Here is a 19,130-nt window from a genome sequence, read left to right as displayed (position 1 = left end):
TCGGCAGGACGATCGGCTTTCCGGCTCCCCGGCCTTTTCCTATCTTTTTACCTGATGAGCTCAACGCACGCGCTCCACAAATTCACGGGTTCTCGTATCGATGCGAATCGTTTCCCCGATTTCCAGGTAGAGCGGCACCTTGATCGTGGCGCCGGTCTCGACGATCACCGGCTTATTGCCGCCTGAGGCTGTGTCCCCGCGCACGCCCGGTTCACCGTCGACCACTTTGAGTTCAATGAAGTTCGGCAGCAGGACCGTAATCGGCCGGTGCTCGTAGATCAGGATCTTGGCGATCATGTTCTCTTTGAGCAGATCGGCGTTGCTTCCCAACTGGCTCTTCTCATAGGTCGACTGCTCATACGTCTCCGTATCCATGAACGTGTAGGAATCGTTCGTGGCATACAGGAACTGCATGTCGCATTCTTCGATCTGCGGGGTTTCGAATTTTTCTCCGGAACGAAAGGTTCTGTCGAGGACGTTGCCGGAGAGATAACTCTTCAGCTTCGTCCGGACGAATGCCCCGCCCTTGCCGGGTTTGACGTGCTGGAATTCCACGATATAAAAAGGTTGGCCTTCTACCATTAACGGGCTGCCGTTCCGAAACTCTGCGGTCGAAATCACAACAACTCTCCTTGGTACAACAAGTTCAACGGCGCGAAGCCGTGGGTTTATTCTTCGGGGCCGTCCGGGGGCGTGATGCCTTGCCTCCGGCCTCGAGGTGCGCGGCCAATGCGTCCAGCGCCAGTAGATAGCCGGTGGGACCGAATCCGGAAATCTGTCCCAAGGCGACGCCGGCGATGAAGGAGTGATGGCGAAACTCCTCCCGCTGATGGATGTTCGACAGATGCACTTCGACCGTCGGCAGGGCGACGGCGGCGATCGCATCGCGAATTGCGATGCTGGTATGGGTATACGCGGCCGGATTGATGATGATGCCGTCGAAATGGCCCCTGGCATTCTGAATCCAGGTGACCAGTTCCCCTTCTACATTCGTCTGTTTGGTCTGCACCGCGATCCCCCGCTCGCCTGCGCGACGGACAATCGACTTGTTGATGTCGGGCAAAGAGGCCTGTCCGTAGATGGATGGCTCTCGCGTTCCCAGGAGATTGAGATTGGGACCATGAAGCACTAGCAGCCGCAGCATGTGTCTGTCGCGCGCCCCCGTTGTCAGTAGGCTGCAATGGATAGAGATGCCAGCAGCGGCGGCATTCTAACAGGCTGCCAGGAGTGGGTCAAACGTTGTTCCGGGGGGCCGGGATGAAGGGGCATCCGGCGGAGGTGATGAGTCAGTGAACGCGTTGAGCGTGAATGGTTTGCAGCCAGGCTTCCAGTCGCGCGATCGCAGCTGCATGTTTCACGGCAGGCGGTTCAGAAAGCGGCTGGAGCGCGGTTTCGCAAACCGGTGCAGATGCCGGGGATGACGAGGATACGGCTGGTTCGGAAGCGGACGTGACGGGAGTCGCAACTTTTGCTGAGTCGGGTCTCGGCTCGGCACCGATGCGTTTCTTCTCGCGCTTCGCGGGCGGCGGAACGTCAGGGGTACCGGTGATGCTCCGTTTGATCGCGATCGCCTCGTCATCGAATGGATTGGCGTTCAGGATGGCGGTGCAGGACACCAACGCTGAGTCGGTGTTTCCTTCGGCCTGATAGAGCCTGGCGAGAATCCGGTGTGCGCGAAGATTGTCCGGGCGTTGTTTGACAACATCTTCAAGGATAGCCTTCGCTTTTACCGGCTGTCCCAATTGATCGTACACCCGCCCCAATGCCGCCATGGCGGTGACAAATCCCGGATACACCTTGAGGCCGTCTTCCAGCACGCCTGCCGCTTCTTGCCACATGCCGACTTTGATGTATTCGTCCGCGAGGGGGAGAAATTCTTTCGAGCGGGGGTCCTTGGCGACGGCTGTGGCCAGGCGGTCGATTTCGGCGGCGGTCGATGGATCGATACGCGATGAAGAAGCCACGCCCTACTCCTTGCGATGGGTCCCTGTTCCTGCGGCTGGCTTCGTCGACCTTCGGCCGGTCGGTAGGGTCAGGACCCGGTCCAAAATACGGTCTGCGACCTCACGCTTGGGCAACAGGGGGAGTTCCTCCGCGCGGCCGTCACGATCCAGGATGAACACGCGATTCGTGTCCGACCCGAAGCCCGATCCTGCTGCCGTCACGTCATTGGCGACCAGCAGGTCGACGCCCTTAGCTTGCAGCTTTTCCCGCGCATGGGCAAGCAGATCCTCAGTTTCCGCCGCAAACCCCACGAGCACCTGTGTCGTCCGGCGCTCGCCCAATTCCCTGAGAATATCGTCGGTCGGCGACAACTCCAGGCTGGTGACGGGACTCCGTCGCTTTTTGAGTTTCTGTGCAGCGGGTTGTGTCGGGCGAAAGTCCGCCACGGCGGCCGCCATGATGACGGTATCGCTCCAGGAAAACCGGCTGATGACAGCCTTGCGCATCTCCTCAGCCGTTGTCACTGGACATAACTCCACGCCGGCCGGCGGGGTCAGGGCCGTGGGGCCTGAGACCAGTAGGACCTCCGAGCCGCGTGCCTGCGCGGCTTGGGCGAGCGCATATCCCATCTTTCCGGAGGACCGGTTGGAAATGAACCGCACGGGGTCGATGGCTTCCTGCGTAGGGCCGGCGGAAATGAGCAGACGGCGACCGGACCAATCCCGACGCGGGTGGAGCGCGGCCTGGAGTGCCGAAAGGATTCGTGCTTCATCGGCCAGCCGTCCCTGCCCTGAACGGCCTGAGGCCAGCGGGCCCTCTTCTGGTTCGACGATGACTGCGCCGCGTGTTCGCAGCGTGGCCACGTGCTCCACGACGGTCGGGTGTTGCCACATATCCCCGTCCATGGCCGGCGCGAAAATCACGGGACATTGTGTAGTGAGGAGCATGGTCGAGAGGAGATCGTCGGCAAGCCCGAGCGCGGCTTTGGCCAGACAATTGGCTGTAGCCGGGGCAATCAGGATAGCCTGCGCCTGCTCCGGCAAGGAGAGGTGCAGCATTTCCTGGTGGGCTTCGAAGAGGTCGGTTGCCACGTGGGAACCGGACAACACCTCGAAGGTCAGCGGAGTCACGAAGCGGCAGGCTCCTGCCGTCATGACGACGTTCACCGTTGCGCCTTCGCGACGGAGCATGCGCAAGAGCCCGACGGCCTTATAAGCGGCAATACTCCCCGTGACGGCGAGTACAAGGCGGACACCGGTGAGTAAGGGGCCGGTGGTCTGCACGAAGCGGGGCTACTCCTCGCCCTCCGGCGCAGGGGCGGGCTTGACGGTGTCGTCGACGTAGACGCTCAATTCCTTCTTGATTTCCTTGGCGTCTTCTCCGGTCATCATGGCCAGGCGCTCCGTCTCCCCTTCCTTGACCCGCTTGGATTCTTTGATGGCCTCGCGGGCTTCCTGTCCGATCAGGAATTTGACCTTGTGCCGAAGGACTTCGTCGAGTGCGATGCTCGTTTCTTTCGTGTACTTCGATGCCGCCGCCATGCGCGCGCCCTGCACGAGTTGTTTCGCCCGCTGCGCGGCGACGATCACCAGCCGGTGGCGTGAATCAAACTCCCCGGTGGCGTATTCCGGTAACAAACTTAACATTTCACCCATGATGCAAGTGCTCCTTTGATGCGGGGGCCGAGGAGGAATTCCCCTGCTTGCCCTCTTTGTCGAGAATAAATTTTTCTTCCAACCACGTCATGTTCAGGCGTTTGGTTTTGATCCGTTCCGCCAGGAAAATGCTCTCGAGCTCTTTCAACGATTGCTTCAGGTCGTCGTTCCGGACGATGTAGTAGTACTCCCGGTAGCTCCAGACCTCTTCCTTGGCTTTCTGCAGGCGGCGTTGAATTTCGTCCGGCGAGTCCCCCGCTCTATTCTGAAGTCTCGTCCGCAGGGTGTCGAACGAGGGCGGCAGAATGAAAATGTACACGCCGTCTTCAAACTTTTTTTTCACCGAGCGCGCGCCCTGCACATCGATTTCGAGCAGCACGTCGATACCCTGTTCCATTTTCTCGGTCAGCATCTTGCGCGGCGTGCCGTACAAATTGCCATAGACATGCGCCCATTCGACGAATTCATTCCGATCGATCATCTGGCGGAAGGCCGGCTCATCGAGAAAATAGTAATCCTGTCCGTCCACCTCGCCCGGGCGCGGTTTGCGCGTGGTGTACGAGATCGAATGCCACAATCCTGGAACATTGGCCGTGATCTGTTTGCACAACGTCGTCTTCCCGCTCCCCGATGGAGCCGAAATGATAAACAAAATACCCCGCCGTACTTGAGGTGGTTTGTCGTTGGATGAAACGGGCGCGGTACTCATAGGGTGTTCGATGGCGGCACAGGGCCGACACTATTCGACATTCTGAACTTGTTCGCGCAATTTTTCCAGTTCGGCTTTCATCCGGACCACCAACGCGGCGATGTCGGCATCGTTGGCTTTTGAGCCGATAGTGTTCACTTCCCGCCCCATTTCCTGGAGGAGGAACTCCAAAGTCTTCCCCACCGATTCCTTACTGTGGAGGTGCTGGTCGAACTGTAGCATATGTGACTCAAGTCTGACCAATTCTTCTGAGATGTCCGAACGGTCGGCAAACACCGCCAGTTCCTGTTGGAGCCGGGCCGGATCCGGCAATTCGGCCTGCAACAGGGACTCAATGCGGCCTTTCATGCGCTCAAATGCATGCTTGGCCAGTACCGGAGCCTTTTCCGCCACGGTGGACTTGGCCTCCCGGATTGCATCCAGATGGAGAACCAGGTCTTTGGCGAGCGCCTCCCCTTCCCGTCGGCGCATCTTCTCAAGGTCTGTCAACGCCCCACCCAGTACCCGCAGCACGGTTTTCGTCAGTTGCCCGGCATCGACCGGCTCATCGGAAACGGACAGGATGTCCCGGAATCCTGCCAGCGTGGAGACATCCACCGCTCCGCGCAGCCCCAGCGTTTTCTGCAGCTTCTTGAGGGCCGCATGATACTGCTTGGCTAATGCCTGATCGATCTGCACGGTCTTCAGGCTGCCGCCTGCGGAATGGATCGAAACCGACACGTCGACTCGTCCGCGGAGGCAGCGTTGCTGGACGGTTTTTCGAACCTGGTCCTCCAGCTGCGCCAACGAGCGGGGCAGCCTGACTGCGACTTCGAGAAAGCGGTGATTGACCGAACGGATCTCCACGGTGACCCCGGCTTTCTGTGACGTGCCGTCCTTTTTTCCATATCCCGTCATGCTTCGAATCATCGTGCGACTTTCCCCTTCCAATGGCAATCGGCATAGATCGGACAGTGCCGACATTTCGGTGTGCGTGCCAGGCAGATGTAGCGGCCATGCAGCAGGAGCCGTTGCGATCCTTCCGTCCACTGGTCTGCCGGCAGTAAGCGTTGCAGATCCATTTCAATCTTTTCGGGATCCGTATGGCGGGTCAGGTCGAGCCGCCAGGCGACTCGTTTCACATGCGTATCGACCACGATGGCCGGCTTCTCGAATGCGTTGCCCAGGAGAACATTCGCGGTCTTTCGCCCTACTCCCGGTAGCGTGGTGAGTGCGTCCATCGTATCGGGAACCTCTCCGTGGAACTGCTCGACCACGGTCTTCGCACAGTGGATGAGGTTCCTGGCTTTCGTTTTGAAAAACCCGGTCGGCCGGATGAGGGCTTCCAATTCCGCGGGGTCGGCCGAAGCGTACTCGTGAGGTTGCTGATAGCGTCGGAAGAGATTCGGGGTGACCTGATTCACTCGCTGATCGGTGCATTGAGCCGACAGGATCGTGGCGACCAGCAACTCCCAGGGCGTGCGATGGTCGAGTTCGACTTTCATGGCCGGTGAGGTCGCGCGTAATGCGGTCAACATCCGTGCGAGGCGGCGTTTGGCCGTGACGCCGGCCGGTTGATCTGTTGTGGCGACTTTCATGATGCGGTGTAGTGGCGGCCAATTGTGCAGAGGTCAGGAGTGAGATGCAAGCGCCAGGTCCTGGGGTGGCTGGTCGAGATCTTCCTCCTGTCCCGGGAATGTCGGGACGGCGGGCAAGAGGGTTTCGAGGTGCGCGATCAACGGACGCAGCGTCTCACGGTTCGGCGCCGAGATTCCGATCGCGTGATACCGCTCGCAGAGGACGCCGGCTTCGTGTGCCGAGAGGCGGTCACACTTGTTCAGGACCATCACGCGGGGAATTATATCCAAGTTGAGCGATTGCAGGACGGTTTCGACGGCGGTGATTTGTTGATCGACGTTGGGGGCCGACGCATCGACCACATGCAGGAGCAGGTCGGCATCCCGCAATTCGTCCAGCGTGGTGCGGAAGGCCCCCACCAGATCTTTGGGGAGATCCCGGATGAACCCTACCGTATCAGTCACGATGACTTCGCGGTCATGAGGAAAACGAAGGCGGCGGCTTGTCGTGTCGAGGGTTTCAAAGAGCCGATCCTGGGCCGGGATCTGACTCTGGGTCAGGGAGTTGAGCAGCGTCGATTTGCCTGCATTGGTGTAGCCGACGATGGACAGGATCGGAAGCCCCTGGCGCACACGTCGGGATCGGCGTTGATCTTGATGGCGGGCCACGTCATCGATTTCCCGCTCCAAGTGCGCGATGCGATCGCGGATGCGGCGGCGATCGGTTTCCAGCTTGGTTTCACCGGGGCCGCGAGAACCGATTCCGCCTCCAAGTCGCGACAACGAGGTACCATGTCCGGACAGTCGCGGCAGGAGATACCGAAGCTGCGCCAGCTCCACTTGAACTTTGCCTTCGCGGGTATGGGCACGCCGGGCGAAAATATCCAGAATGAGTTGCGTGCGATCGATCACTTTGAGATCCGTCACCTCGGAAATGGCGCGGGCTTGCGCCGGGGCGAGATCCTGGTCGAAGATCACGAGGTCGGCTCCCTTCTGGAGCGCGCGCATCACCACCTCTTTCAGTTTGCCTTTTCCGAGCAAGTATCGCTCGAAGCCTTCGTGGGTGCGCTGGGCGATGCGATCCAGCACGCGGACCCCGGCGGATTCGGCCAGTTCATTCAGTTCTTCCAAATGCTCTTGCTGCTCGGCGTGACTCCTGGGAGCCGCGCTGACCAGAATGGCGGATTCGCTCCCTCCGGCGACGTCATGGGTGCTGTCCGCTCGCTGCAAATCGCTATCGAGCCCATGGAGGAAGATGTCCAGTTGAAGTTCGAGATCATGGAACGGAACCGGCTTCAGGAGTCGGCAGACTTCTCCCTGCTGATTGGGTGGGAGAAGATGCGCCAGATGCAGCCGGCTGGGTTCGCCCGTTTCGTCTACTCCCAGGACTCCGATCAGGTCCAATCTCAGGAGCGCCAGATGGGTCAAATCGTCCTGGCTCAACGGGTCATCGTGGAGATGTGTGCGAATCAACCGGAGACCGCGGAGGGCATGCGATCCGACTCTGAACTTCGCCAGCGATTCAAAGGTCGGCGCGCAACCGGCTCCCACGAGTACCTGTTCGATGACACCGCGGCGAGTGATCAGGAGGCCGATGGGACGTCGAATCTCCCGCGTCAACTGACTGGTCGTGCGCGCGAGCTCGGCCGTGAGAACGAGTGAGGGCGGCACACGTCGTCGATAGAGTCGCTCCAATGCCGCGAGGTGACTGGCTTTGAGGCCGGTGACGTGACCGTGAATGGTAGGGATGGTGGTGCTCCTTGATACTCGAAGGTTAGGATTTACGACGCATCGTTGCGCCGCCCGCCGCTGCCGGCAACGCATAGTTCGGCATCGCCTCGCACTCGAATGATGCCAGCCTGCCCTGCTCCAGTGCCCGCTGCCCTGCCGCCGCAATCATGGCCGCATTGTCTGTGCAGTATGAGAGTGCCGGGAGGCCCAATTCAATCCCCTCCTCGCCTGCCCTCTCCGCCAATCGTGCTCGCAGCCTGGAATTCGCTGAGACGCCGCCGACGACGGCGAGGGCTGAGACCCCTGCCTGTCGTACGGCCGCGAAAGTCTGGCGGACCAATACGTCCACGATCGCTTCCTGGTACCCGGCGGCCAGGTCGGCCTGTTGTCGGGTGATGGCTTGCTGATCCATGCGCTGGAGATGATAGAGCAAGGACGTTTTGAGACCGCTGAAGCTGAAATCCAGTTGGCCGGTTCTCACGCGCGATCGGGGAAATCGCACGGCCGTCGGACTGCCCTTTCTGGCCGCCGCGTCGATGAGCGGTCCACCCGGGTATCCGAGCCCGAGCATTTGCGCCCCCTTATCGAATGCTTCGCCTGCTGCATCGTCGATCGTTCGTCCCATCAAGTGGAAGCCGCCATCGTCCTTTGCGTGGAAGAGATGCGTGTGCCCGCCCGAGGCGATCAAGACTACGCAGGTCCTGGGGAATGACGGGCGGTCGATCCAGGCTGAAGCGATGTGGCCTTCGAGGTGACTCACGCCGACCAGTGGAATGCCCAGCGCGTAGGCTAAGGACTTGGCATAACTGATCCCCACCAGCAGGGCGCCGGCCAGGCCTGGACCTTGGGTGACGGCGATGGCGCCGAGATCCTGCCAGGTGAGGCCCGCTGCGTCCAGAGCCCGACGTGTGACGTGATCCACATTCTGAATATGAGCACGCGAGGCTAATTCAGGCACCACCCCGCCGAACCGTTCATGGACGGTTTGCTGGGAAGAAATCACGTTGGCCAGGACATGCCCTTCACCGTCGAGCACCGCTGCGGCAGTCTCGTCGCAGGACGTTTCAATGCCGAGAATCGTCGTGGATGCAGGAGGCTTCATCGGGAAAACCGCCGACAGGGTGACGGCGTGTGAACCTGGTTATGCATGGGCGCGCCATTCCACGGGGCGAGATCAGGCGCAGTGGACGCGCACTGTGACGGGTGCTGCTCGTAAGGAAATTTGGTCAACAACTGATCCTGCCGTAAAATGGGACAACCCCCGGATCCGGTTGCGGACCGCGGGGGTTGCCGGGTGGTCTCTAGGATCTCAACGAAGAGTCGATCCTCTCGTCACGTTCTCCGCTCGCGCTAGACGCCTGCCATCGCTTCTTGCTCGATGAAGGCCGGCGCGCCGTCGCGCAGTACGACTTTGATCTTCCTGTTCTCCTTGAAGCGACCCTTGATGAGTTCTTCAGACAGGGGATCGCCGATGGCTCGTTGGATGATACGACGCATCGGGCGCGCACCGTAGAGCGGTTCGTATCCTTCCTTGATGAGCCACTGCTTCACTTCGTCGTCCACCTCGATGCTGACGCTCTTGTCGATCAGGCGGAGATTCAGCTCGTGCAGCAGGATATCCAGGATGTGGATCAAGTGTTCCTTCTCCAGGGAATGGAAGATCACGATTTCGTCGATCCGGTTCAAGAACTCCGGACTGAACGAACGCTTGAGTTCTCCCATCACGTCTTCCTTACGACGCAAGGCCTGTCCGCCCTTTTCATCATTCTGGAATCCGAGCGACACGCCTTTTTGGATCATCTTCGTGCCGATGTTCGAGGTCATGATCACGACCGTGTTCTTGAAGTCGACTTTTCGGCCCAGGCTGTCCGTGAGAACACCGTCGTCGAGCACCTGCAGCAGGACGTTGAACACATCCGGATGCGCTTTCTCGATTTCGTCGAACAACACGACCGAATAGGGACGGCGTCGAACCTTTTCAGTGAGCTGTCCGCCTTCCTCGTAGCCGACGTATCCGGGAGGGGCTCCGAAGAGGCGCGAACTCGTAAACTTTTCCTGATACTCGGACATATCGATCCGGATCAGCGCGTCTTCGCTGTTGAAGAGGAACTCCGCCAGCGTCCTCGCCAATTCCGTCTTTCCGACACCGGTCGGGCCGAGGAAAATGAAGGACCCGATGGGTTTCTTCGCTTCCTTGAGACCCGCTCTGGATCGACGAATGGCACGCGCCACCGCCGAAATAGCCTCGTTCTGTCCGATGACCCGCTTGTGGAGGAATTCTTCCATGCGGAGCAGTTTATTGGATTCTTCTTCTTCCAACTTAAAGAGCGGAATGCCGGTCATCTTCGACACGACATAGGCGACCTCTTCCTTGCCGATGGTCGGCTTGTGTTTCTCCTGATTCTTTTTCCACTCCCGCTTGGACTCATCGAGGAGCTTTCGCAGACGCTCTTCTTCTTCGCGATGGCGGACGGCTTCCTCGAAGTTTTGCATTGAGATCGCCAGCTCTTTATCGCGAGAAATTTTCTTGAGCTCCTGCTCCAGCGCTTTGAGTTCAGTCGGCAGCGCGTAGGTCTGCAACTTCGCCCGCGATCCGGTTTCGTCGATCAGATCGATCGCCTTGTCCGGCAGGAACCGGTCGGTAATATAACGATCCGCTAACTTAACGGCCTCCACGATAGCGTCTTCCGTAATTTCCACCCCATGGTGTTCCTCGTACCGGTCCCGCAAACCCTGGATGATCCGCACCGTTTCATCCGTGCTGGGCGGCTGTACGTGAATGGGTTGGAAGCGACGTTTGAGCGCGCCGTCCTTCTCGATGTGTTTACGGTATTCGTCGAGCGTCGTGGCGCCGATGCATTGAATCTCACCGCGGGACAACGCCGGCTTGAGCATGTTGGAGGCATCGATCGAGCCTTCTGCCGCCCCTGCCCCGACCAACGTATGCAATTCGTCGATGAAGATAATGATGTTCCCGGCCTGCACGATCTCCTTCATCACGACCTTGAGTCGCTCTTCAAACTGGCCGCGGTATTTCGTGCCGGCCACCAGCGAGCCCAGGTCGAGTGCGATAACGCGACGGGACAGCAAATTGTCCGGGACTTCCGACGCGATGATACGCTGTGCGAGTCCTTCGACGATGGCTGTCTTTCCCACGCCGGATTCGCCGATGAGCACCGGATTGTTTTTCGATCGGCGGCTGAGAATCTGCAGGACGCGCTCGATTTCATCCGCGCGACCGATAACCGGGTCCAACTGCCCCTCTTGGGCCAGCTGGGTCAGGTCGCGCCCGAACTCGTCGAGTGCCGGTGTGTTGCTCTTGCGATCCCGCTCGCGCGGGGCAGACTTACGCAGGAAGGTCACAGTGAGTTGCCGGGCGGTGAGGAGGTTGGCGCCCAGACTCCGGAGAATCTTTCCGCCGATGCCTTCTTCCTCCCGAAGGAGACCCAGCAGCAGATGTTCGCTGCCGATGTGGTTATGACCGAGTAAGCGGGCTTCTTCCACCCCGTACTCGATGACTTTCTTGACCCGCGGGCTGAAAGGAATTTCCCCGAAGGTCATCGTTGTGCCCCCGCCCGGGAGATTCCGCTCGATTTCAAGCCGAATCTGCTCGGTGGAAAGCCCCATTTTCTTGAGGATCATCAGCGCAATCCCATCCGTCTCGCGAAGGATGGCCAACACCAGGTGCTCGGTGCCCAGGTAATCGTTCTGATGGCGCTCGGCTTCTTCACGTGCCAGGATGATGATCTTGCGACCCTTGTCCGTGAACCGTTCGAACATCCCGCCTCCTTATGGTGATGGGGTCTGTAAGAGAAGCCTTAGCTGAGTGAATTGATGCAATTCAAAGGCTCGAAAATACTGATGATGTGATTCTAACTACCACAATATGGGGTGTCAAGGTATTGAGCGAATCGCGAACGGCGCGCTACGACTGGTGAATCGCATGTGTACGCGACTGGGTTTTGTCGAGTACTGTCGCTCGGTTGTTTGACAGTCAAAGAATCATCCCGATACAATCCCGCACCTTTCGACCCGCACCTCATCTCAGCGCATCGCGGTCCTACTTATGAAAAGCAAAAGCATCGGAATTCTGACGAAACCCAAATTTCCGGAAGTGAAAAGCACCGTGCAGGCCGTGGTCACTTGGCTTCGTTCCCGGAACATCGACGTGCTCTTGGATACGACCGCCACGACTTTGCTTGGCGAGCAAGGCGGGTTTCAAAAGCCACAGCTCGCCAGCAAGGCCGATGTCCTGCTTGTGTTGGGGGGCGACGGCACGATGCTCAATGCGGCGCGATTGGCCGGCGAGCGCGGCATTCCGATTCTCGGTGTGAATATGGGCGGCCTTGGATTCTTGACCGAAGTTGTCTTGGAGAATTTATACCCGTCGCTTGAGCGGGTATTCGCCAACGACTTCGTGCTCGACGAGCGACTGATGTTGAAGACGCACGTGCACCGGCACGGCGAAACGGTCGCCCGCGGAGTCGTCTTAAACGATGTCGTCATCAGCAAAGGCACGCTCGCGCGGATGATCGAACTCAAGATCTCGATTCAGGGGCAGTTCGTCACGAACCTGCGCGGAGACGGGTTGATCATCAGCACGCCGACGGGATCGACCGCGTACTCGCTGTCAGCCGGCGGTCCTATCATCAGCCCGGCGGTTCCGTCATTGATCCTGACGCCGATCTGCCCCCACACACTCACGCATCGACCGCTGATTGTGCCCGCCACTGCAGAAATCGAAGTGGCTTTGACCAGTAAGGATGATGGGGCGATGGCGACACTCGACGGCCAGGTGGGAGTCGCGTTGACCCAGGGCGACACGGTGGAGATCCGGGCTTTCGAGCACATGACCAGACTGATCCGTTTCCCGGAAAGTAGCTATTATGAGGTGCTGCGGGAAAAGCTGAAATGGGGCGACGGGTAAGGAATGTCGAGTGGGGCGCGGCTAGCCGCGCCCCCGTTCGATGTGGGCCAACATGTCGGCGTTCGATGCAAACTTAAACTCCCCGATCGCGTCGGGAGAGGCGGCATGCGCTTTCTCCACTGCATCCAGCACCTTGAGTCCTTCGAGGTCCACCGGCCGGCTCTTTCGCTCCTTGAGGATGGTGTGAAGTTTCGCGAGCACTCCATCCATCGTTCCCCGTGAGCGTGTCGTTTGAGTCGCCAGGTAGCGGGTGATTACTTCCGCGCACCAGTCCCCGTCCCGCTTGGCGATACCCACCAGACCTTCGCTGGCTTTGCGGGCCCATCCGGCGAGAAAGACGCCTTCAACGATCTGTCCTGATTTCTCGTCATACGCTTGAAAGAGGGAATCGTCCGGATCGTTTCCGGTCTTGTTCGGGTTGGTGACGTAGACGCCGTTCTTATAGGGGAGCCCCACGGTTTCATCCACCCGGTCGCCCACGGCGAACACCACGCTGTCGACCGGAAACTCGTACAATTGTTTGAGTCCGACGGCGGCAGTGTCGTCCCCTTTCGGCTCCAGCTTATTTTCTTCCATCTCAAGCGCGCGGACGCGATTGTTGGCGTCGACCAGCACACGTTTAGGAGAGGCGAGAAAGCGAAATCCCATCTTGGAGGGGCTGCCCGTCGGTTCACACTTGGTGAATTCTGAGGTCATGCTCGCCAGCACTTCGTCGGCATTCTGACCGACTGCGGCCAGCCGGTCCTTGATGCGGGCGAACTCTGTGGCGATGCCGTCCTGATCCATGTTGGTGCAGACGGCCCGGATTTCTTTCGGGTTGTATTTGCGCTCGACCGGCCCCCGGCGGGCAATGGCGGTGACGCGCTCCACCTTCTTATACTTGATCAACCAGTGGGCGATGTCGACCATGACGTCGCCGACGCCGATGATGGCGACATGTTTTCCCATGTCGAACGGACGGTCGCCGAAGCCAGGCAGGCGGTTGAAGTGGTAGACCACGTCCTTGGCGTGAAATACGCCCTTGGCGGAATCTCCTTCGACCCCAATGGCTTTGGTCCCCTGCGCGCCGATCGAAAAGGCGACGGCGCTGGCACCCAATCCGCGCAAATCTTCAACCGTGAGGTCCTTCCCCTGCCCGACGGAGACGTTGCCGAAGTAGTGGACATTGGGCTGCTCGAGCATCTCCCAATATTGCTTCTTCAACCCGCCGCGCAGCTTGAGCTTACTGGGGAAGATCCCGTACTCGGCCAATCCGCCGAACTTGATGTCGCGATTGAGAATGATGACCTCGTGGCCTGCATCCGCCATCTTCTTGGCCAGGGCCATTCCAGCCGGGCCTGCGCCCACGACGATGACGACATGCCCGCTTGTCTCAGAACCGGTTGCGCTCATTATCTACCCTTCAATCTATATCGAAAGTGAATTATTAATGACGAAGACCGTCGAACGGTCGAAAGTTTAAAAATTTTGCGCACGTTAGCACAGGGTTCCTCGGGCTGTCAAAATCGCCGACCGCCCCGGTGAACCACCCTCTGGCGGATTGTCACGCCCGATGAGCCGGTCCGGCAGTCGCCTACCCGCCTGCACTGCCGACCGGTCCGCCGGCTTGCGTCATGCGCCATGGATCGAGGAGCTGGCTGAGTCGTTTTTCCGGTAACACGTTTTGTTCACGAGCCACCTCCCTGACGGTCTTGCCGGACTTATAGGCATCCTTGGCAAGTTTTGCGGCCGCCTCGTAGCCGATCACCGGGGCGAGCGCGGTGCACATGGCGAGACTTTCCTCGATCAAGCTCTTGCAGCGTTCCTCGTTGGCCTTGATGCCTTCGATGCATTTCACCGCAAAGTTTGTCGAGGCCGTTGCCAGCAGCTCGATGGATTGCAGCAGGTTGTAGGCCATCACCGGCAGCATCACGATCAACTCGAAATTAGCCGCCTGGCCTCCCACGGTGATCGTGACGTCATTGCCGATCACTTGGGCGCAGACCATGGTGACGGATTCCGCAATGACCGGATTGACTTTGCCCGGCATGATGGAGGAGCCAGGCTGGGTTTCCGGAAGATTGATCTCGCCGAGTCCGCAGCGCGGACCTGACCCGAGCCAGCGAATGTCGTTGGCGATCTTCATCAAGCTGACCGCCAGGGTGCGCAATTCCCCGCTGGCCTCGACCAATGAGTCCTGGGCGGACTGTCCTTCGAAGTGGTTGACGGCTTCCTTGAAAGCGCAGCCCGTTTCCTTCGAAATGATGGCCATGACCTTGCCGGCGAATTTCGGATGGCAATTGAGTCCGGTGCCGACGGCGGTGCCTCCCAGGGCTACTTCGCTGAGGGCCGCCTGAGCCCGCTTCATCCGTGCGATGCCCAGCTCGATCTGTCTGGCATAGCCGCCGAATTCCTGTCCCAACCGGACCGGCGTTGCATCCTGCAAGTGGGTCCGGCCGATCTTGACGATCTTATCGAACTCGCGGGCTTTGCCGTTGAGCGCCTTCTGCAGCCGGGTGAGCGCGGGAATCAATTGCCGTTGGATCGTTTCCGAGGCTGCAATGTGGATGGCGGTCGGAACCACGTCGTTGCTGGATTGGCCCAGGTTCACATGGTCGTTCGGGTGCACCAGTTTGCTGCCTCTGGCGCCGCCGAGCAGTTCCGTGGCCCGGTTGGAGATGACTTCGTTGGTGTTCATATTGGTCGAGGTGCCGGAGCCGGTTTGGAAAATATCGACCGGGAATTCGGCATCCAGGCGCCCCTCCACCACTTCGGTGGCGGCCCGAACGATGGCGTCGGCCGGTTTCTTGTCGAGCAGTTTCAACGAGTGGTTCACCGAGGCGGCGGCGCGTTTGATGAGTCCCATGGCCCGGATCATGGCGCGGGGAATACGAAGCGAACTGATCGGGAAGTTCTCGATCGCGCGGGCGGTCTGGACCCCATAATAGGCATTGGAGGGAACCGGCAGTTCTCCCATCGTGTCGCGCTCCATGCGCGTGGAGGTGGTCATGGATGCGGCGGTGCCGGTTGTGCGCGAAGCTTTCTTCATCGTCGGGTCTCCTCGATTACCTGGCGGTTGACGTGCTGGAGCCGCGCATCTTAAACGGTCCCCGTGCGGAAGCACAAGCATGGCTGCGTCCGGGAGTGGAAATTGCGCTCACCTGTCCGTGAACCAAGCGGCCCGGGCCGACGGTGAGGCGGTGAGATGGTGATGCGATGGCAGGCGGGATGGTGAAAAAGAAAAGGCCCGCCGGGGGCGGGCCTTCCTTCTCATGGTATCGGATCTCGTTAGGAGATCTTGACGTCGATCTGTTTCGGTTTCGCCTTCTCCGATTTCGGGAGATGCAGGTGCAGAACACCATCCGCATACTCTGCCCTCACCTTGCTCTCGTCGACCGAATCGGGAAGGGTGAAGCTCCGTACAAACCGACCGTAGGACCGTTCGATACGATGGTACTTCTTGCCCTTTTCTTCCTTTTCCTGTTTCCGTTCACCCTGAATGGTGAGGACCGCATCTTCGACCGTGACCTTCACATCTTCCTTTTTCACCTCCGGAAGCTCAGCCTTAATGGCATACTCGCTTTCGGTTTCGCTGATGTCGACGGTCGGGGTCCAGTCGGCAACGGTCATGACTTCCTTCCCCTGCCCGGTAGGCGTACCGGTTGAGGGTCGTGCAATCATCCGGTTCAACCGGTCGGACATCTCCTCCAATTCCCTGAACGGATCCCATCGTACAATCGCCATGGTGGAACCTCCTTGTGTGGATGTGTTGACGCCGTTCACTTGGAACATCCTACGTACTAGAAAGGAGGTAATATCCACGCTGCTGAAGTCAAGGCCCGGGCCGGAAGAGTTAAAGTCGGCGACGGGGTCTTGACATTGGGACCCCCGGCATTATTTAGTAGCCCCCTTCACACAGGGAGGCGATGACCATGCTGGAATACATGTCTTATGCGCTGCTCGGCGGTATCATGTTTGTGACATCGATTGTCTTGTGGTGGTTCATCGGTCGCACGGAGTAACCGTCACTCCACTACCGCTTGTCGATCGGCACATAGTGCCGGTCATGTTCGCCGGAATAGATCTGGTCGGGCCGATAGAGTTTGTTCTCCCGTAATTGCTCCAGCCAATGCGCCAGCCACCCGCTCACTCGCGCCATGGCGAACAGCGGCGTAAAGAGATCCACCTCGATGCCCATCTTGTCGTAGATGATACCGGAGTAAAAGTCGACGTTCGGGTAAATCCCTTTGTCCGTCAGTCGCTCACCCGCGAGTTGCTCCACCGCCACCGCCACTTCATACAGCGGAGACGTTCCACAGACGTTGAAGAGACGCATGCAGAGGTCCTGCAGCACGGTCGCGCGCGGATCTTTCACCTTATAGACCCGGTGCCCGAACCCCATGAGTTTGTGTTTCCCTTCCAGCCTGGCTTCGACTGCCGCGCGGGCTTGAGCCGGGGTGCCGATTTCTCTCAGCATCATCACGACCTCTTCATTCGCGCCGCCGTGCAGCGGGCCCTTCAGCGCGCCGATCGAGGAGGCCACTACGGTATACGGGTCGGCCAGGGTGGAAGCCGTCACCATGCCGGCAAAGGTCGAGGCGTTCATGGTGTGTTCGGCGTGCAGAATCAGGCAGTCGTCGAAGACTTCGCTCCACAGCGGATGCGGAACGGTTTCGGTCAGCATATAGAGAAAGTTATCGGAAAACGGCAAATCGTCCCGCGGCGGGATGTACTCGTCTCCGCGTCTCAGGCGCGCCCAGGCGGCTACGATGGTGGGGAGTTTGGCGATCAGTCGGACTGCCGACCAGTAGTTGTTGGCCACGTCCTTCACATTGCGGCCCGGGTAGAACATGCCGAGTGCCGCGACGGCCGCCTGCAACGCATCCATGGGGTGCCCATGCTCGGGCATCACCTTCAATAGATCGACGATGCGAAATTTGATGCGCCGGTGATGCGTGACGTCATCCACCCATTGTGTGAGCTCAGGCGCAGTCGGCAATCGACCGAACAGCAGCAGATAACTCGTTTCGAGAAACGACGAGTGCTGGCAGAGTTCCTCAACGCGGATGCCGCGATATTCAAGTACTCCTCGCGTTCCATCGACATCGCTGATCGCTGATTTTGCGGCAGGAACACCGGCAAGCCCCGGCATGAAGTCGTGCGGCATAGTCTCCCTCTCCTCTCTTCAACAACACGAATGATGACCCACCACGTATGCATCCGGCGCCTGGAGATGTCCTCCCGCGTGCCGCTGCTTCGACGCCACTGTCCACACACGTGCCTGGCTGAGCTTACCATGATCCACGGTGCCGACTCAGCTCTCACCTTGAATTGGTGCGGCCCGCTTGGCATACTCACTGAACGACGTGTGACTCGTTGTGAGGCATTGAGTGAGCGGTGTGACACGGATCCTTATCCTACTCGGGCTTCTGGTGTTGGGCGTGGCCTTGTTCATGCTCGGGCGCGATGAACGACCGGCAGCCTCTCCGGTTGAACCACGCATCGGGCGCAGCACCTTGAGTCACGGCGGACCCGGCGCCGGATCGATCCCGGTCGCGCCCGCAGAAGCCCCGTCCGCTGATCGCCGGATCCCTTCCAATCAGTCTCCGTACGCAACCACGAGGTGAGGCATGAGCTGGTTCCGCTTGCGGACGTGGGGAATTGTGACATCGCTGACACTGAGTCTGTTCGTCCCGGTCTGGGCCGATGACGACACGGTCGTGTTTGCCGTCGTCAGCGATGTGCCGAAAGACAGGTCGCGCGTGTCGGCCAAGGCGCTGCTTGATGGCGCCGTCTCCGACTTGAAACTTCTGCCCGGAGAATTGATCCTCGGGAATCCCGTCTGGCGCACGCTGGAAGTCTGTCATGCCCTTAAGCTTGAAGGGATGAAGATGGGAGACGGATTCAAAGTCACCTCGGCACGGGTGCTCGATGCCAGTATGCTGCCGATGGCGCTGCAGGGGTATGCCGGGGATTGCTTGATTAAAAAAGCGGTGGAAATTGCCCCGTTGGCAGACTAGTTACGATGCGGAAAAAATCCGCCAGCGGCGTTCTCGACATCCGTAAAACGTGAAGCGCATCTCGTCGGGAACTGCAATGGGGCTGAAACGAAAGACGATCGAGGTTTCACGAACGACGGACCAGGAGGACGGACTTTTTGCGCATCCCGGGAGGTGGTCGTTAGGATGCGCAGTCGGGACAGACGGTCGGTTCTTCGTCGGCGTCGCATTCGTCGGCCGTGAGCGGAAAGAATTGCTCGCACTGGCGGCAGGTGCGGATTTCGAAGTATGCCACCCCTTGCTCGTCGATCTCGGTGGGGAGCAGGAGTTCAAAGGGATCATAGCCTAGCTTGACCTCGTCATCGAAGCGAATGATGGCCAGGCGATCATTGAACACTTCAAAGGTGGCTTCCTTGCCTTTCCGCTCCAGCCGGTGCCCGACGACAAACACCGGCTGCCCCTTGCGTTTGGTGCGCAGATCTTTCAGGGTGCGTTGCGTCGCTGACGCACAGGAAAATTTGCCGGCCTGATCGCTGGTGTCGGTTCCGAAAATCGGCATAGGTCAACAGTATCGCTCTAGGGTGAAGTCTCGTGTGTCCATGTAACACAGGTCAAAAATTTGCGTCAAGA

Annotated in this window: 19 protein-coding genes; 3 read left to right on the top strand and 16 right to left on the bottom strand. The window is 59.3% G+C overall.

All coding sequences use genetic code 11. From position 1 onward, the window contains the following. Nucleotides 1–60: 60 nt before the first annotated feature. The 11 genes from efp to H8K11_09950 form a co-directional block, all read right to left on the bottom strand. The gene (gene efp / locus H8K11_10000) at nt 61–621 is read right to left on the bottom strand and encodes an elongation factor P (protein MCS6264078.1); all 561 of its coding nucleotides are present in this window, start codon (nt 619–621) and stop codon (nt 61–63) included. A 25-nt stretch (nt 622–646) separates the two neighbouring features. Continuing rightward, nucleotides 647–1,141 carry a type II 3-dehydroquinate dehydratase gene (gene aroQ / locus H8K11_09995; protein ID MCS6264077.1) on the bottom strand — a complete coding sequence of 165 codons (495 nt, stop codon included), beginning with the start codon at nt 1,139–1,141 and terminating at the stop codon, nt 647–649. Nucleotides 1,142–1,286: 145 nt separating this feature from the next. Continuing rightward, nucleotides 1,287–1,964, bottom strand: a complete 678-nt coding sequence (locus H8K11_09990) for a tetratricopeptide repeat protein (protein MCS6264076.1) — start codon at nt 1,962–1,964, stop codon at nt 1,287–1,289. Nucleotides 1,965–1,967: 3 nt separating this feature from the next. Continuing rightward, nucleotides 1,968–3,227 carry a bifunctional phosphopantothenoylcysteine decarboxylase/phosphopantothenate--cysteine ligase CoaBC gene (gene coaBC, locus H8K11_09985; GenBank protein ID MCS6264075.1) on the bottom strand — a complete coding sequence of 420 codons (1,260 nt, stop codon included), beginning with the start codon at nt 3,225–3,227 and terminating at the stop codon, nt 1,968–1,970. Between the two features lie 9 nt (nt 3,228–3,236). Next, nucleotides 3,237–3,599 (bottom strand): DNA-directed RNA polymerase subunit omega, encoded by a 363-nt coding sequence (gene rpoZ / locus H8K11_09980; protein ID MCS6264074.1) that lies wholly within the window; start codon nt 3,597–3,599, stop codon nt 3,237–3,239. After that, the gene (gmk, locus tag H8K11_09975) at nt 3,592–4,308 is read right to left on the bottom strand and encodes a guanylate kinase (protein ID MCS6264073.1); all 717 of its coding nucleotides are present in this window, start codon (nt 4,306–4,308) and stop codon (nt 3,592–3,594) included. Before gmk ends, rpoZ begins: the two co-directional genes overlap by 8 nt. A gap of 30 nt (nt 4,309–4,338) precedes the next feature. Then, nucleotides 4,339–5,217: a YicC family protein gene (locus H8K11_09970; GenBank protein MCS6264072.1), complete on the bottom strand. Its 879-nt coding sequence runs from the start codon at nt 5,215–5,217 to the stop codon at nt 4,339–4,341. Next, nucleotides 5,214–5,885, bottom strand: coding sequence for an endonuclease III (gene nth, locus H8K11_09965; protein MCS6264071.1), 672 nt, complete (start codon nt 5,883–5,885; stop codon nt 5,214–5,216). Before nth ends, H8K11_09970 begins: the two co-directional genes overlap by 4 nt. Before the next feature lie 33 nt (nt 5,886–5,918). Further along, nucleotides 5,919–7,535 (bottom strand): GTPase HflX, encoded by a 1,617-nt coding sequence (hflX, locus tag H8K11_09960; protein ID MCS6264070.1) that lies wholly within the window; start codon nt 7,533–7,535, stop codon nt 5,919–5,921. A gap of 103 nt (nt 7,536–7,638) precedes the next feature. Further along, nucleotides 7,639–8,697, bottom strand: coding sequence for a tRNA (adenosine(37)-N6)-threonylcarbamoyltransferase complex transferase subunit TsaD (gene tsaD, locus H8K11_09955; protein MCS6264069.1), 1,059 nt, complete (start codon nt 8,695–8,697; stop codon nt 7,639–7,641). Between the two features lie 248 nt (nt 8,698–8,945). After that, nucleotides 8,946–11,375: an ATP-dependent Clp protease ATP-binding subunit gene (locus tag H8K11_09950; GenBank protein ID MCS6264068.1), complete on the bottom strand. Its 2,430-nt coding sequence runs from the start codon at nt 11,373–11,375 to the stop codon at nt 8,946–8,948. 286 nt (nt 11,376–11,661) lie between these two features. Between H8K11_09950 and H8K11_09945 the strand changes: the two genes are divergently transcribed. Further along, entirely contained in the window at nt 11,662–12,522 is an 861-nt protein-coding gene (locus tag H8K11_09945; GenBank protein ID MCS6264067.1) for an NAD(+)/NADH kinase, read from the top strand. Nucleotides 12,523–12,543: 21 nt separating this feature from the next. On the opposite strand, the gene H8K11_09940 is transcribed toward H8K11_09945, so the two are convergent. From H8K11_09940 to H8K11_09925, 4 genes are all read right to left on the bottom strand, one after another. Beyond that, on the bottom strand, nt 12,544–13,914 hold the full coding sequence (locus tag H8K11_09940; protein ID MCS6264066.1) for an FAD-dependent oxidoreductase: 1,371 nt from the start codon (nt 13,912–13,914) through the stop codon (nt 12,544–12,546). 181 nt (nt 13,915–14,095) lie between these two features. Continuing rightward, a complete protein-coding gene (locus H8K11_09935; protein MCS6264065.1) occupies nt 14,096–15,550 on the bottom strand; it encodes a class II fumarate hydratase in 1,455 nt (484 codons plus the stop codon). A gap of 239 nt (nt 15,551–15,789) precedes the next feature. After that, nucleotides 15,790–16,245 (bottom strand): Hsp20/alpha crystallin family protein, encoded by a 456-nt coding sequence (locus tag H8K11_09930; GenBank protein ID MCS6264064.1) that lies wholly within the window; start codon nt 16,243–16,245, stop codon nt 15,790–15,792. Between the two features lie 289 nt (nt 16,246–16,534). After that, nucleotides 16,535–17,668: a citrate synthase gene (locus H8K11_09925; GenBank protein ID MCS6264063.1), complete on the bottom strand. Its 1,134-nt coding sequence runs from the start codon at nt 17,666–17,668 to the stop codon at nt 16,535–16,537. Between the two features lie 232 nt (nt 17,669–17,900). Between H8K11_09925 and H8K11_09920 the strand changes: the two genes are divergently transcribed. Then, nucleotides 17,901–18,128 carry a hypothetical protein gene (locus H8K11_09920; protein ID MCS6264062.1) on the top strand — a complete coding sequence of 76 codons (228 nt, stop codon included), beginning with the start codon at nt 17,901–17,903 and terminating at the stop codon, nt 18,126–18,128. A 3-nt stretch (nt 18,129–18,131) separates the two neighbouring features. Next, a complete protein-coding gene (locus H8K11_09915) occupies nt 18,132–18,521 on the top strand; it encodes a hypothetical protein (protein ID MCS6264061.1) in 390 nt (129 codons plus the stop codon). Nucleotides 18,522–18,681: 160 nt separating this feature from the next. On the opposite strand, the gene H8K11_09910 is transcribed toward H8K11_09915, so the two are convergent. After that, nucleotides 18,682–19,059 carry a hypothetical protein gene (locus H8K11_09910; protein ID MCS6264060.1) on the bottom strand — a complete coding sequence of 126 codons (378 nt, stop codon included), beginning with the start codon at nt 19,057–19,059 and terminating at the stop codon, nt 18,682–18,684. Between the last annotated feature and the right edge of the window lie 71 nt (nt 19,060–19,130).

The organism is Nitrospira sp. (assembly GCA_024998565.1).
Lineage (GTDB): Bacteria > Nitrospirota > Nitrospiria > Nitrospirales > Nitrospiraceae > Nitrospira_A.
This window is presented reverse-complemented; position numbering and strand designations above follow the sequence as displayed.